The sequence below is a fragment of the Nocardia sp. NPDC004568 genome (assembly GCF_040609955.1).
GTDB lineage: Bacteria > Actinomycetota > Actinomycetes > Mycobacteriales > Mycobacteriaceae > Nocardia.
In genome coordinates, this window is record NZ_JBEXLL010000048.1 from 1 (window position 1) to 14733 (window position 14733).

Here is a 14733-nt window from a genome sequence, read left to right on the forward strand (position 1 = left end):
CTCCCCGCGTCCGCGCGAAGCGCAAGTCTCGAGGCCGAAACGGCGAGACCAAGGGGGCCTCGACCCCGCGCGCCGAAGGCGCGCCGAAAACACAGCCCCCGCGCACCGAAGGCGCGCCGGGAGACACTGTAAGGTTTACCTGTAATTACGCGGTTCACCAGGTGAAACCATGACATCGGCGCCTCGTTTCCCGAGGTCCACACCGGGTCGCTGCCCGTTCCGCGTTTTCGCTCTCGAAACGTAGGCGCGGCAGGCGCGGTCTCGTGAGCGCGGAACGTGTGGCGAGGGGCCGAGAACCCACGCGCGGCAGCGCGCCACCGACACAGGAGTTATTTCGTGCGCGATATGGTCGAGATCGGAATGGGTAGGACGGCTCGCCGGACCTACGAACTGGACGATATCGATATCGTTCCGTCGCGCCGGACCCGTTCGGCGAGTCAGGTCTCGCTGGCCTGGCAGCTCGACGCGTACCGGTTCGATATTCCGTTCCTGACCCACCCCACCGACGCTCTGGTCTCGCCGGAGTTCGCCGTCGAGATGGGTCGGCGCGGCGGTCTGGGCGTCATCAACGGCGAAGGTCTGTGGGCGCGGCACGCGGACGTGGCCGACAAGATCGAGCAGCTGGTGGAACTCGCGGACAAGGGTAGCTACCAGCGGGCCGTGGCCTTCCTGCAGGAACTGCACGCCGCCCCCATGCAGCCCGATCTCCTCGCCGCCGCGGTCGCACAAGTGAGGGCCGGTGGCGTCACCGTCGCGGTGCGGGTCAGCCCGCAGAACGCCCAGAGCCTGACCCCGGGTCTGTTGCAGGCCGGAATCGACCTGCTGGTGGTGCAGGGCACCATCATCTCCGCCGAACACGTGGGTGACGGTGAACCGCTGAACCTGAAGACATTCATCGCCGAACTCGATGTGCCGGTGGTGGCCGGCGGGGTGAGCGATCACCGCACCGCGCTGCACCTCATGCGAACCGGTGCCGCCGGTGTGATCGTCGGTTACGGGTCGCAGGAGGGCGCGACCACCACGGGCGAGGTTCTCGGTATCGGGGTACCGATGGCCACCGCCATCGCCGACGCCGCCGCGGCCCGCCGGGACTATCTCGACGAGACCGGCGGCCGATACGTGCACGTCATCGCCGACGGTGATATCCACACCTCCGGTGATCTGGCCAAGGCCATCGCCTGCGGTGCGGACGCCGCCATGCTCGGCGCACCGCTGGCACTGGCCACCGAGGCCCCCGGCCGGGGCTGGTACTGGCCGTCCGCGGCCGCCCACCCGTCGGTGCCGCGTGGGTCGCTGCTGTCGCTGGACGAACCGTGGGACCTCGCCGACGAACTGCTCAGCGGTCACGCGGCTCGCCCCGCCACGGTGCGTCCCAGCCTGGAACAGGTCCTCACCGGGCCCTCCGACGATCCGTTCGGCTCGCTCAACCTGGTCGGTGGCCTCCGCCGCTCGATGGCCAAGGCCGGTTACTCCGACCTGAAGGAATTCCAGAAGGTCGGATTGAGCGTCCGCGCCTGATCGTTCGTCCCGGAGCCGGAGCCCGGGCGGATCGCCGGCAGATGTCCGTCCGGTCCGGCCTCTCGATCCGCCCCGCCCGGCCATCGATCGGCCGCGGCGCGCCGGTGTGTGCACGCCCACCCCGGCGCCTGCGTGAAACGGCAGGTCGACGCGGGCCGGGCCCGGTGGTGACCGACCTCGGGCCGTCGGCGGGGCATCACTAGAATCATCCGGGTGACGCATTCCCAGAGACCCGTACTCGTTGTCGACTTCGGTGCGCAGTATGCGCAGTTGATCGCCCGCCGGGTCCGGGAGGCGAAGGTGTACTCCGAGGTGGTGCCGCATACCGCCACGGTCGCCGAGATCGCGGACAAGCAGCCGCTCGCGGTGATCCTGTCCGGCGGTCCGGCCAGTGTGTACGCCGACGGGGCGCCCTCGCTCGATCCGCGGCTGTTCGATATCGATGTGCCGGTTTTCGGGATCTGTTACGGGTTCCAGGCGATGGCCCAGGCGCTGGGCGGCACCGTGACCAACACCGGAACCCGTGAGTACGGGCGCACCGAGCTCGATATCGACGGCGGCCTGCTGCACGAGGGCCTGCCGGGCGTGCAGCCGGTGTGGATGAGCCACGGTGACGCGGTCACCGATGCGCCGGCGGGGTTCACGGTCACCGGGACGACGGTGGGCGCGCCGGTCGCGGCGTTCGAGAACCGGGCGCGGCGGCTGGCGGGTGTGCAGTACCACCCCGAGGTGCTGCACTCGCCGCACGGCCAGCAGGTGCTGAGCCGCTTTCTGCACGAGATGGCCGGAATCGCACCGACCTGGACACCGGCCAATATCGCCGAGGTCATGATCGAGCAGGTGCGCGAGCAGATCGGTGACGGGCACGCGATCTGCGGACTCTCCGGCGGAGTGGACAGCGCGGTGGCGGGCGCCCTGGTGCAACGCGCCATCGGTGACAAGCTGACCTGTGTGTTCGTCGATCACGGGCTGCTGCGCGCCGGAGAACGCGAACAGGTGCAGCGGGATTTCGTGGCCGCCACCGGAGCCCGGCTGGTGACCGTGGACGCGGTGGACAAGTTCCTGGGCGAGTTGAAGGGCGTCACCGACCCGGAGGAGAAGCGCAAGATCATCGGCCGTGAGTTCATCCGGTCCTTCGAGGACGCGGTGGGCGAGGTCGTGGGCGAACAGGCGGCCGGCGATGCGGCTCCGACGGTGGAGTTCCTGGTCCAGGGAACGCTGTACCCGGATGTGGTGGAGTCGGGCGGGGGAAGCGGCACCGCGAACATCAAATCGCATCACAATGTGGGCGGGCTGCCCGAAGACCTGGAATTCGAGCTGGTCGAACCGCTGCGTCTGCTGTTCAAGGACGAGGTCCGGGCGGTCGGCCGGGAACTCGGGTTGCCGGAGGAGATCGTCGCCCGCCAGCCGTTCCCGGGCCCGGGACTGGCGATCCGGATCATCGGTGAGGTCACCGAGGACCGATTGCGGACGCTGCGGCAGGCCGACGCCATCGCGCGCGAGGAACTGACCGCCGCCGGTCTGGACGGACAGATCTGGCAGTGCCCGGTGGTGCTGCTCGCGGATGTGCGCAGTGTCGGTGTGCAGGGCGACGGCCGCACCTATGGGCATCCCATCGTGCTGCGGCCGGTGTCGAGCGAGGACGCGATGACCGCGGACTGGACCCGCTTGCCCTATGAGGTGCTGGAACGGATCTCCACCCGGATCACCAACGAGGTGCCGGAGGTCAACCGGGTGGTCCTGGATGTGACCAGCAAGCCGCCGGGCACCATCGAGTGGGAGTGACGACGAACCGGCCGGACCTGTAGAGGTCCGGCCGGTTCCGTTCGTACGCGGGCTTTGCTAGCGGCGGCGTCTCCGGGGCGATACGACCAGTATCAGGCCGACCACGATCGCGACCGCGACGACGATCCAGCCGATCGGGACGATCGTGGTGAGGCCCCATCCGGTGGGGCCGGCCAGCGCCCAAGCGCTCAGCGCGAGCACCAGCAGGCCCACGAGGAACAATCCGGGGGAGAAACCGCCACGCCGGGCGCGCCCGCAGGCCGCGCGCCCATCGGTTCGGTCACCTGTCTGCTGTTCAGCCACGGCGCACCTCCGCATCGCCCATCCGCACGTGCACGTTCAAGTTCAGCACCGGAGCGTCCCCGCCGGGCCCGGTCAGCCCGTCGGGGCAGTTCGCCTCGCCCATCCGGACGGTGCATTCGGTGCGTACATTCATGTTCTCGGGTACCAGGACCGTCGCCTGACCCATGTGCACGTCGACATCGACGGTCCGGGCCGCGGTGAGGTCGACACCGCGTAGGTCGAGCGTGCCGGTCCCCATGGTGACCTCGTACTCCGGCCGGATCTCGGTGGCCGAGGCGGGCGCCCAGGTGCGGTCGCCCATGGTGGAGTTCTGCAGGTCCACCGGTCCGATCACCGCGGCGAGCAGTACGAAAGCCGCCAGCGGAGCGGTGACCAGCAGCAGCCCGTGGCCGCGGCGCCGGAACGAACCGACCACCAGGCCCAGCCCGATCACCGCCAGGGCGATCGCGCCGATCCGCCCCGGAGTCATCCAGTCGCTCCCCGCCACGGCCGTGGCCCCCGCGGCCGCCGCCGCCAGGACCGCGAGGCCGAGGACGACCGGGGTGAAGCGGGAACGCGGCCGCGGCTCGGCGGCCGGCGCGACCATCGTGCGGGCCGGCGCGGGTTCGGGTAGATCCCAGGCCAGCGGCGCGACACCCAGTGGATCCCAGGAGGGCGGGGTGCGGCGCTCGAACTCCGCGGTGCCGGGTTTGTTCATATCGATCGTGGGACGGGTGTTCCGGAATGTGCCCGTACCCGCGGCGGGCCGGTCCCCGGCCGGGTCGCCGGGAGTCGTCGACCCGCCGGTCGAGCTCTCGGCCCGGGCGGGCTCGCCGACCGCGGAATCGCCGCTTCCGCCACTCCGGCCGGTTCCCGTGACCCGCGCGGGACCGGAGGCCGCGTCACTGCCCTTGGTGAGCAGTGGGCGCACCGATGGCGGGGGATCGCCGGCGGATCCGGCGGCGGTGCCGCCCGACTCGGCCGCGGGCTGCGGGATGTCGGCCGGCGGGTCGGGGATATAGCGTTCCGGGAGTCTGGTGTACGGCGTGTACACGTCCGTGGGCGGCGCGTAGGGATCGACCCCGCCCTGCGGGAACACGGCGCCGGGGTACCCGGTCGTAGCGGGGTTACCCAGCGACCCCGGTTCGGCGGTGCCGGGTGGCAGCGGCGGTGGTTCGGGGGAACGCATGTGCAGCATCCACCAGCCGGCGAGCATCAGCGCCAGCGCGATGACACCGGAGCCGCCGAGCCCGATCCCCACCGGTCCCATCGTGCTCACCGCGATCGCCAGCGCCACGATCAGCACGATGGTCTTGGTCTGATTCGATGATTCCTGGTCCTTGCGGGTGAGCGACTCCGCCATGGAACCGCGGCCCCCGGGTTCCGGGAACAGTAGCCATCCAGCCAGGTAGAGCACGATTCCGGCGCCACCGAAAATGGTGGACACCACGAACGCCACCCGGACCAGCACCGGATCGATACCGTAGCGATGGCCGAAACCCGCCGCGACTCCGGCGATCGGGCCCCGCCGGGGCAGCCGAACCGGCCGGGTCTGCCACATATGCTGCAGCTGATCGCCGAAGCTCGTTCTCGTCATGGACCCCATGGTCCGCTCGGGGCGCCCGCGCGCACATCCGGGTGAACCCTGAAGTTGGACCGGAAAACCTCCTGAGCACCGTCGATGGGGAGGGCCCGAGACCGATCTCAGGGTGTTTCCCCATGGCTGCCGGTGCGGTTCCCGTGCCAGTATCGAGGGTATGTGCCCGTTCGGACCTGCCTTCTACACGCGGGGGGCCGCTGCCGGGTCCGGGGCGGTTCCCGGTGCCGATACCCCGCGTCTGGTGCGCCGTTCCGGCGGCCGGATCGTCGGCGGGGTGGCCGGCGGTGTCGCCGACCACCTCGCTGTCGACGTACTCAAGGTGCGGATGGCCTTTGTCCTGCTGTCCGCGCTGGCGGGGGCCGGGATAGTCGCCTACGGCCTGCTGTGGATCTTCACCCCCGACGGCACCGATTCGGGTCGCCCCTCCGGTACCGAGCGCCGGCAGGCGATCGGGCTGGCGTTGCTCGGACTGGGTCTGTCGGTGGCGGTGTCGTGGGCGTTCAGTGGCGCGGCGGCGCGGGTGATCGCGCCGATCGTGGTGATCGCGGTGGGCGCGGCACTGGTGTGGCGCGAATACGACGCCGACGGTCCGCGGTCGCTGGTCGGCATACCGGCGAAACCGTCGGTGGTCACCTGGTCGCGCATCATCGCGGGCGTGACGCTGGTGGTCACCGGGTTGGCCGTGGTGGTGCTGTCCCAGCTGGACTGGGGTTCGCTGGGCTCCGCGCTCCTGGCGGTCGCCGCCACCCTGATCGGAGTGGGCCTGCTGACCGTTCCGCTCGGGCTGCGGCTCATGCATTCGCTGAATGCCGAGCGTGCCGCGCGGATCCGTAACGAGGAACGCGAGGAGATCGCCTCGCACCTGCACGATTCGGTATTGCAGACGCTGGCCCTGATCCAGCGGCAGGCCGGTGACCCGCAGGAGGTGCTGCGCCTGGCGCGCAGTCAGGAGCGGGAGCTGCGCCGCTGGTTGTTCGCCGATTCGGGACCGGCCGAATCCAGTCTCGCCGCCGCGCTGCGCACCATCGCCGGCGAGGTGGAGGACCAGCACGGGGTGAAGGTCACACCCGTGACGGTGGGTGATGTGGCGATGGACGGTACGGAGAGCGGCTCCGGCCTGCCGAAGGAGCATTTCACCGCGGTGCTGGGCGCCACTCGCGAAGCCCTGGTGAATGCCGCCAAACATGCCGGGGTCTCCGATATCGACCTGTTCGCCGAGGCCGAACCACACCAGGTCAGCGTGTTCGTCCGCGACCGAGGGACGGGTTTCGACCCCGATTCGATCCCCGAGGACCGTCACGGCCTGGCACGTTCGATCCGCGCCCGGGTGGAGCGCCGCGGGGGGACGGTGGAGATCGTCTCGGAGCCCGGCCGGGGTACCGAGGTCCGCATCATCATGCCGCGAACCGATTCCGGGTCCTCGGAGGCGGAAGAGCAAGTGAACGAAGTCCGGGACGAAACCGTGGAGTCCGTCCCCGCGCAGGCCTTCCGCCGGGCCGCCGCGCCCACCCCTGCCCCCGAACCGCAGGATCTGTCCCGGGTGGACGCCACCGAGGTCGTCACCGCAGGCCTCACCCGACCGCACCGGGCCGCCTCCGATCCTGCGCGCCCGAATGGTCACCGCTGATGAACTCTGCGGTGACGGGCGCGCCGAACTGCCCGCCCCGCTGGAACCACCCACCGGCCGGCCGCGCCCGCCGGCCTCGGCCTACGCGGGCGCCAACACGCCGACCGAACTCCACGCGAAACCGGAACGCGTCGCCCCTGCCGATAGGTCGGGGGCCCGATCGCATCCGAACCGACCCAGCCGCCCTGTCGCCCGCAGCGTGGATGTACTCGTTCCTCCGGGCCGGTTCGACTTCGAACTCGGTACCTTCCCGCGGCTGTCAGCGGGCGTTCATACCGGCGCGTGCTCGCTCCGTCAGCGGCGTGGGGCAGGGAACATCTGATCGACCTTCTGGGACCGCGGCCGAAATCTCCGTCTACGGAATAGCTGCTGTGCCTGGGGACCAGACGGCACTCGACCTCGCCGCCGGCCGGGTCGGCTCCACCCGGATCTCTTCCTCCCCGCGCATCTGGAACCATGTATCGCACGGTAATCGGCACTGGTGCCCCGCCCTACCCGGCCGCCTCGCCCGGCGCCGAGTCCAGCGAGGCCCACAAAGGGTTGAGACCCTAGGGGGCCTCGACCCCGCGACGCCGCAGGCGGCGCCATGAATACAGAGAGGGTGGGCGTGCGGGTTTTTCTGGTGGACGATCACGCCGTTTTCCGTTCCGGAGTGCGGGCCGAGTTGAGCCGGGAGACGGATATGGAGGTGGTCGGGGAGGCCGGCGGCGTGGCCGAGGCCGTGGCGGGGATCAACAGCGCGAAACCCGATGTGGTGCTGCTGGATGTGCATATGCCCGACGGGGGCGGGGTGGCGGTGCTGCACGGGATCGACAGCGGTCCGGTGTGTCTGGCGTTGAGTGTGTCCGATGCCGCCGAGGATGTGATCGCGGTGATCCGTGCCGGCGCCCGGGGTTATGTGACCAAGACGATTTCCGGTGCCGAACTGGCCGACGGGATCCGCCGGGTGGCCGGCGGGGACGCGGTGTTCAGTCCGCGGCTGGCCGGTTTCGTCCTGGATTCGTTCACCGGCAGGTCTCCGGTGCCCGAGCCGCCGCTGGATCCGGAGCTGGATTCGCTGACCCCGCGTGAGCTCGAGGTATTGCGTCTGCTGGCGCGCGGTTACACCTATCGGGAGATCGCCGAGAAATTGTTCATCTCGGTGAAGACGGTGGAGACCCACGCATCGAACGTGCTCCGTAAGACTCAGCAGTCCAACCGGAACGCGCTCACGCGGTGGGCGCATCGGCGGCGTATCGACTGAGCGGCGTCAAGGGTGGGTGGGGTCGTGCAGACCACGTACCGAGCGGGTGACGGTGAATTTCCGGTTGCGGCCCATCACTTCGGTGCGGCCCACCATGCGCTCGACCACGGTGCGATGGTTGAGGTGGTTGTTGTAGACCGTCCACAGCTCGCCGCCGGGGCGCAGCACCCGGCCGGTCTGGGTGAACATCTTGATGGCCGATCCGGTGTGCACGGCGGCACCGACATGGAACGGCGGATTGCAGACGACCAGGTCGGCGCTGTTGTCCGGGGCGCCGGACATCGCGTCGTCGCGGACCACCCGGACCCGGTCGGTGACCTGGTTGGCGGCGGCGGTGGCGGTGGCGGAGGCCACCGCGGCGGCGGACTGGTCGGTGCCGACCACCGCGAGCCCCGGTCGGGACCTGGCCAGTGCCACGGCCAGTATCCCGGTTCCGCAGCCGAGGTCGACGGCGTCGCGGGCGTCGGGTTTCATCGCGCGTAGATGTTCGAGCAGGAACCGGGTGCCGATATCGAGGCGGGTACCGGCGAACGCGGCGCCGTGCGCGACCACGTCGATACCGATCTCGCCGATGTGCTCGTGCACCGGGAAACGCGGCGCGCCCACCGGTTTCGGGCCGCGGACCAGCAGAGTGCGGGATTTCTGCCGGCCGCGGCTGGCCCGCACCTCGGAAAACGATTCGGCCAGTACCTCGTTCATGGCCTTGGTCAGGTATTTGTCGCGGCCGCCGGCGAAGACGCGGACCGCGGGGTGCGCGTAGCGGGCGACGGCCTCGGCGATTTCGGCCAGACCGGCCAGCACGCGCGGTAGCCGCAGCAGGACGACGGTCGCACCGCGCAGCAGGGTCTCGTCCAGCGGGTGGGAGGTGTAACGGTCGGTGAGACCGAGGGCCCGGGCGTTGGCGGCCAGGGCGAGTTCGCCGGTGAGCAGATCCTGGTGAACCCGGATGTCGTGCAGGTCGTGGGCGGCGGCGGCACCGAGGGTGAGGGCGCCGTAACCGTCCCCGATCACCGCGACCGTTTCCCGGGCGGCCGCGGCTCCGGCGAGCGCTTCGGCTGCCTCGTCGAGAATCAGGCGGTCGGCGGCATCGACGGCGTACAGGTTGGCGGCCTCCACATCCGGATAGCGGCGCAACCGTTCCAGTAGGTCCTCCACGTCTCGCACAGGTCAAGTGTGCTAGATCGTTGCCGAGGCCCGCCGGCCGCCCCTTCGGATGGCCGGTCCGCTGCTCGCGCGCGCCCCCACGGCCCGGCCGGAGCGCGGGCTGTCCATGGCACACCGGAAAAGAGTGTGTTCCCGCAGGACAACGGCTACGCCGGTTAGCATCGGCCGCATGCGTACCGGGCGTGTTCTGGTAGTGGTGGCAATGCTGGGTCTTCTCGCGGGATGTGCCCACTCCGGCTCCACACCACCGGTTAGCTCTCCGGAGCTGGTACCGGCGGTGCCGAGTTCGGAAGTGGACACCCCGGGTCTGCCGGCGCCACCCGCGCCGCTACCGGGTGAGGCGGTGCCCGCGCCCGACGATACGGTCCCCAAACAGGCCGAGGCTTCGCCGGGAGCCGCGCTGACGGTCACCGATATCCGGCTGAGCAGGCATCCGGGTTTCGATCGCGTGGAATACGAACTCGGCGGGGAGGGCACACCGGGCTGGAGCGTGTGGTACACCGGGCGGGCGGTCCAGGACGGCAGCGGCCGGGAACTGGAGGTGGCGGGCGAATCGGTGCTCGAGGTGCGGATCACCGGATCGGCCTATCCCTTCGACAGCCGGGTGACGCCCTACTCGGGTCCCGACCCGGCCACCGATCCCGCCGTTCCCGGGATCGCCGGGGTCTACCGGACCACGGTTTTCGAAGGGGTCACGCAGTCGTTCATCGGTGTTGCCCGCGACGAGCCGGGCTTCACGGTATCCAGCGCCACCATGCCGAACCGCCTGGTCATCGATATCGCCTCCGGGTAGCGTCGGGTGCGCCCGGGTATCGGTTGATCATCAATGGCGAGGCCGGCGGGTCGAAATTCGACTCGACGCAGTACGGTTGACAGCACCGGCGGCTCAGATGTCCGGCGCGCCGGGGCGAAAATACGGGGTCGTGGGCATCCGAGGGGAGTTCAACACCTATGCGACGACTCGAACGAGCCGGTCTCGCCACCGCTGTGACCGCGCTCATCGCGGGTGGTTTCATCGCGGCCTGCTCGAACACCGTGACCGGTACCGCCCAGGTGAACCAGTCCGAGTTGCAGCTGTACACCTCCGAGGTCGCCTCGTCGTCGGCCGCGGCCTCCTCCTCGCGTGCCGCCGCCGCGGCGGCCGCCGCCACCGATGTATGCGATGCGCTACGCGACAACAACAACCCCGCGGTGGACGCGTTCAACGCCTATATCGACGCCAGTGACGCCAAGGCCCCCGATCTCGAGCCCAAGAAGCAGGCCGCGATCACCGCATTGCGCGATACCGCCGACAAGATCGATCAGAACCTGAACCCGGATGTGCCCAACGATGTCTCCACTCCGATGCGCACCTACCGCGACAATCTGAGATCACTGGCCGACCTGCTGGAACGCAATGCCTCGGTCGAAGAGGTGAACGGGCAGATCGATACGTTCAACGCGGACAAGGACGCGGCGTTCGACGCCTGCGACGGATACTGAGCGCGGCGGTCACCCGATCTCCGTAGCGTGGAAGCCCCGTCCTGCAGGGCCGGGAGGAAGTCAATCGTAGAGCCCTTCCACATACCACCGGTCGTTCTCCGCGAACAGCAGCAGACTGTGCGGACCGGGTAGTTCGACTTGCGCGCGGGCGCTGGGTGCCGATCCGGGCGACCACCACAGTTCGTCCAGTAGCCAGGGGCCGGCCCAGGCGGTGAGCCGCCAGCTGGATTTTCCCCAGCGCAGCCGCGCCGGGGGTCCGCTGAAACCGCCGCGCTCGGTGATCCGCACCGGTGCGCCGTCGGCGGATTCCAGGGTGACCGGTGGACGGTCGAGCATGATCACGGCGGGGGCGGGTTCGGGGATCCGGCCCGGCCAGGGTGGCGCCGGATCGGTGCGCGGGGCGCGTTCGTCGCCGAACGCGACCATGGTGACCCGTTCGGCCGGCCCGCGTCCGCCGCTGAGCACACCCACCTGCACCGCGTCGCCACCGAGCAGGCCCTGGACGCGGACCAGGGCGCGTAGCGCGCGTTCGTCACCCGATCCGGTATCGCCCCACAGACCCAGTTGCAGGGCGCCGGCCGGCACCACCTCCACCGGCACCAGGTGCAACAGGATGATCGGTCCGCCGGCGCGGCCGTCCGGGGGCCGGGTCAGCCAGCCGTCCAGCTGCCAGCGCACCCGGTCGGCGACGCCGTCGGCGGTCAGCGGTTCGGCACAGCGCCAGACCCGGGACAGGTTCTCGCCCGTTTCGGTTTCGGCGCGGATCTCGAGCCGGGTGCAGGCCAGCGCGGCGGCCGACAGCACCGCGGTGAGTCGGGTGGCCAGTAGCCGCCCGGCGAACGCGGCCCGATCGACCCGGTCGATGGGCGGGTCGCAGGGGAGCCGGACCTCCAGATCCGGTGCGGGCCGGCGCGGCGCCGGCGGGCGTTCCGGTAGGGCGCGGGCCGCGCGGTGCGCGAGGATCGCGTCCGTACCGAATCGGGAGGTCACCTGGGCCGGTGTCAGCTCGGCGAAATCCCCGAGCCGGCGCAGGCCCAGCCGGTGCAGCAGATCTATGAGCGCGGCCCGTTCCGCGGCCGCCGGGCCCGCTTCGGCCGCCAGCTCCGCGATCGGCAGCGGGGCCAGGAACCGGGCGTCGCCCCCCGGGGCCACGATGGCCCCGTGCCGGGCGGCGACGATCGCGGTGGGTAGTTCGTCGGCGATACCCACCCGCGCCTCCACGCCGGCGGTGGCCAGCGCGGTGAGTACCCGGCGGGTCGCGGCCTCGGCGGAACCGAAGTAGCGGACCACACCGCGGGCGGACAGGGCCAGCAGACCGGGCCGTAGCACTTCCACGCCGGAGGCGAGGGTGTCCACGGTCGCGGCGACCGGTTCGAACAGCCGGGCATCACGGTCCGGGTCCTGTTGCGCCACTACGAGTTCCGGGCAGCGGCCCTGGGCTTCGCGTTTGCGCATACCGCGGCGCACCCCGGCTTCGCGGGCGGCGGCCGAGCAGGTGACCACCCGGTTCGCGTGGAGTACCGCCACCGGTTGTTCCGGCGGCAGCCCCGCGCTCGCCGCCGCCGCGACCGCCGGCCAGTCCGGGCACCACACCGCCATGACCCGGGGGCCGCCGCGGGCGGTACCCGGTGCGGACCGGTCAGGAGGCAACCGACCGCTCCTGCCGTTCCGGTGTGCGGCCCTCGCCGGCTTCCGCGACGACCGGCGCGATCCACTCCACCCGGCCGGCGAGTGGGCGAGCGATCAGTCGGCCGCGGTGCGGTACACCGCCTTTGGCGCGGACCTCGACGTCGAGGCCGATGGAACGAATACGCCCACTGCCAGTCCCGAGCCCGGTGTAGCCGGATACCCTCGCTTCCAGGTTCAGGTCCGGAGCCGGCCAGGAGCCGCCGGTGACGATCAGGGTGGCGTTCTTGCCGCGGGCCTTCGCGGTGAGTACCCGGGTGCGGGCGGGGGGGATCGCGGCGCCACCGAGGCCGAGCACCACCAGTTCCATACCGTCGAGCAACACCGCCGCCACCTCCACCGGGTCCTGGCCCGCGTCGGCGACCACCGCGATCCGATCCAGCCGGGCACCCATCTCCGCGGCGGCGAGCAGACCGAGCCCGGGCAGCCCGACGGTGGCCGCGTGCCCGCCCGGTCCGGTGACGGCGGCGAGCAACCCGGCCAGCAACGACCCGGCGCCGGTGTAGGCCACCACACTGCCCTTGACCAGGCCACCTTCGGGCAGCAGGGGTGCCAGGGCCGTAGGTACGGGCAGGATCTCCCGTCGCAGGCCGGTCGCCGGCGCCACCGGTGCGGACAGACCGTTCTCGCCGCGTGGCGCGGCCGAGGGGCCGGGTACGCAGCCGCCGTTCGCTGCCCGGGCGCGCCGCAACTGCGCCAGCTGCCGCAGTTGGGCGCCGCTCGCCTTCGGTGGCCGTGCCGTCATACTTTCACCCACTTCCGCGACGGACGCCGGACGAACGGCCGGTCGCACCGAAGTGGCCGGCACCGATCCAGCTAACTCCTGGTTCGAACATACATTCGACAGACTATCGGCTGAAACCCGCCCCCGGAAGTACCTCCGGCGGGGTGGCGGCCCGCTGTGGTGAACGAAGTCACGTACGACGCGGTCCGGCTCCGAATCCGGCCAGCTACCACCGAATTCGGCTAGTCTCACACCCATGATCGATCGCCCCCGTCCCATCGTCGGCCCCGACTATCTGGTGGCCGGCCGATACCGCCTGCAGTCCAAGCTGGGCGGTGGCGGTATGGGAGCCGTCTGGGAGGCCCGTGACCGGCTCTTGGACCGCGAGGTCGCCATCAAGCAGGTGCTGTCCACCGCCGGTATGGACGAGGCCCAGGCCCGGCGGGTCCGTGATCAGATCGTGCACGAGGGCCGGGTCGCGGCGAAGCTGTCCCATGAGCACGCCATCGCCGTCTACGACGTGGTGATCGAGGCCGGTGAACCCTGGCTGGTGATGGAACATCTGCCCTCGCGCAGTGTGGCCCGGGCGCTCGCCCTGGTGAACGCCCTGCCGGTGATCGAGGTGGCCCAGATCGGCGCCCAGGTCGCCGACGCGCTGGCCGCCGCGCATCATGTCGGGATCGTGCACCGCGATATCAAGCCGGGCAATATCCTCGTCGCCGATCGCGGGCCCGGGGTCGGTATGGCGAAGCTGAGCGACTTCGGTATCTCCCGCAATATCACCGAGGCCGCCGACGAACCGGACGGCATGATCACCGGTACGCCCGCCTATCTGCCGCCGGAGGTCGCGCGCGGTGCCCAGCCCACCGCCGCCAGTGATGTGTTCTCCCTCGGTGCCACTCTCTACACCGCCATCGAGGGGCAGCCGCCGTTCGGGATGGACGACGACACCGGCGCCATCGTGGAGCGCGCCGCCATGGCGCAGATCATTCCGCCGAGTCGCAGCGGCGTGCTCACCCGGGCGCTGCTGCACATGATGGAACCGGCCCCGCAGCGTCGCCCCACCATGGCCGAGGCGCGGGACGAGATCCTCGCCGCCGCTTTCGGTCCCGGCGCCGCGAGCAATATCCTCGGCGCCCCGGTGCGGACCGAGGACGGCACCATCCCCGCCTGGGCGGCCCGCAACTCCGCCGCCGGCCTGCGCAGTCCGCGCTCCGGCCCGCTGCCCCGGCGCGCGCAGCCCCAGCCGCCACGCCCCGCCGCGGTCGCGGTTCCCGCCCCGCGACCCGGCCCGCGACAGCTGAGCCCGACCGTGGCCGTCACCATCGGACTGCTGATCGGACTGCTCATCATCATCGTGATCCTCGTGATGGTGATGTAGCGCACCTCGCGGCGGAGACGTACGCTCCCGAGACGGCGTCCCGGTGATAGGCGAGTCCCCCGGATAATGGGGTTCGACACCCTGTGAGCAGCCGGTATCGGCATCCGGCGAGGTCGTGCGCGGCAGCCACCGCCGACCGGTATCCCGGTCCGGGGTCCATCCGGGCCCGACCGGCGGTAAGGTCCGGTTTGTCTGTCTTGTCGTCTCGCCCGGGAACTCCACCGGGGGTCGTGATCGTTGG

Annotated in this window: 12 protein-coding genes; 7 read left to right on the forward strand and 5 right to left on the reverse strand. The window is 70.7% G+C overall.

The window, feature by feature from the left end:
- The first annotated feature begins 336 nt into the window (after nt 1-336).
- Both ABZV91_RS20885 and guaA read left to right on the forward strand, forming a co-directional pair.
- On the forward strand, nt 337-1518 hold the full coding sequence (locus ABZV91_RS20885) for a GuaB3 family IMP dehydrogenase-related protein (protein WP_355244089.1): 1182 nt from the start codon (nt 337-339) through the stop codon (nt 1516-1518).
- Between the two features lie 213 nt (nt 1519-1731).
- Nucleotides 1732-3303, forward strand: a complete 1572-nt coding sequence (guaA, locus tag ABZV91_RS20890) for a glutamine-hydrolyzing GMP synthase (RefSeq protein WP_355244092.1) — start codon at nt 1732-1734, stop codon at nt 3301-3303.
- Nucleotides 3304-3360: 57 nt separating this feature from the next.
- Here guaA and ABZV91_RS20895 read toward each other — a convergent pair whose 3' ends face one another.
- Both ABZV91_RS20895 and ABZV91_RS20900 read right to left on the reverse strand, forming a co-directional pair.
- Nucleotides 3361-3606 carry a hypothetical protein gene (locus ABZV91_RS20895; RefSeq protein ID WP_355244095.1) on the reverse strand — a complete coding sequence of 82 codons (246 nt, stop codon included), beginning with the start codon at nt 3604-3606 and terminating at the stop codon, nt 3361-3363.
- Nucleotides 3599-5182, reverse strand: a complete 1584-nt coding sequence (locus ABZV91_RS20900) for a PspC domain-containing protein (RefSeq protein WP_355244098.1) — start codon at nt 5180-5182, stop codon at nt 3599-3601. The genes ABZV91_RS20895 and ABZV91_RS20900 overlap by 8 nt, the downstream gene beginning before the upstream one ends.
- A 160-nt stretch (nt 5183-5342) precedes the next feature.
- On the opposite strand from ABZV91_RS20900, the gene ABZV91_RS20905 reads away from it, so the two are divergent.
- A complete protein-coding gene (locus ABZV91_RS20905) occupies nt 5343-6812 on the forward strand; it encodes a PspC domain-containing protein (RefSeq protein WP_355244100.1) in 1470 nt (489 codons plus the stop codon).
- 586 nt (nt 6813-7398) lie between these two features.
- The gene (locus ABZV91_RS20910) at nt 7399-8055 is read left to right on the forward strand and encodes a response regulator transcription factor (protein WP_355244103.1); all 657 of its coding nucleotides are present in this window, start codon (nt 7399-7401) and stop codon (nt 8053-8055) included.
- Between the two features lie 6 nt (nt 8056-8061).
- On the opposite strand, the gene ABZV91_RS20915 is transcribed toward ABZV91_RS20910, so the two are convergent.
- Nucleotides 8062-9219, reverse strand: coding sequence for a methyltransferase (locus ABZV91_RS20915; RefSeq protein ID WP_355244106.1), 1158 nt, complete (start codon nt 9217-9219; stop codon nt 8062-8064).
- Between the two features lie 169 nt (nt 9220-9388).
- Between ABZV91_RS20915 and ABZV91_RS20920 the strand changes: the two genes are divergently transcribed.
- Nucleotides 9389-10012, forward strand: coding sequence for a hypothetical protein (locus tag ABZV91_RS20920; protein ID WP_355244108.1), 624 nt, complete (start codon nt 9389-9391; stop codon nt 10010-10012).
- A 158-nt stretch (nt 10013-10170) separates the two neighbouring features.
- Complete coding sequence (locus tag ABZV91_RS20925) at nt 10171-10701, forward strand: hypothetical protein (protein WP_355244110.1); 531 nt, start codon at nt 10171-10173, stop codon at nt 10699-10701.
- 60 nt (nt 10702-10761) lie between these two features.
- Here the strand turns inward: ABZV91_RS20925 and ABZV91_RS20930 are convergent, their stop codons facing one another.
- Both ABZV91_RS20930 and ABZV91_RS20935 read right to left on the reverse strand, forming a co-directional pair.
- Complete coding sequence (locus tag ABZV91_RS20930) at nt 10762-12300, reverse strand: DNA polymerase Y family protein (RefSeq protein ID WP_355244206.1); 1539 nt, start codon at nt 12298-12300, stop codon at nt 10762-10764.
- Between the two features lie 40 nt (nt 12301-12340).
- Nucleotides 12341-13132: a hypothetical protein gene (locus tag ABZV91_RS20935; protein ID WP_355244113.1), complete on the reverse strand. Its 792-nt coding sequence runs from the start codon at nt 13130-13132 to the stop codon at nt 12341-12343.
- Between the two features lie 235 nt (nt 13133-13367).
- On the opposite strand from ABZV91_RS20935, the gene ABZV91_RS20940 reads away from it, so the two are divergent.
- Entirely contained in the window at nt 13368-14492 is a 1125-nt protein-coding gene (locus tag ABZV91_RS20940; RefSeq protein WP_355244116.1) for a protein kinase, read from the forward strand.
- Nucleotides 14493-14733 lie beyond the last annotated feature (241 nt).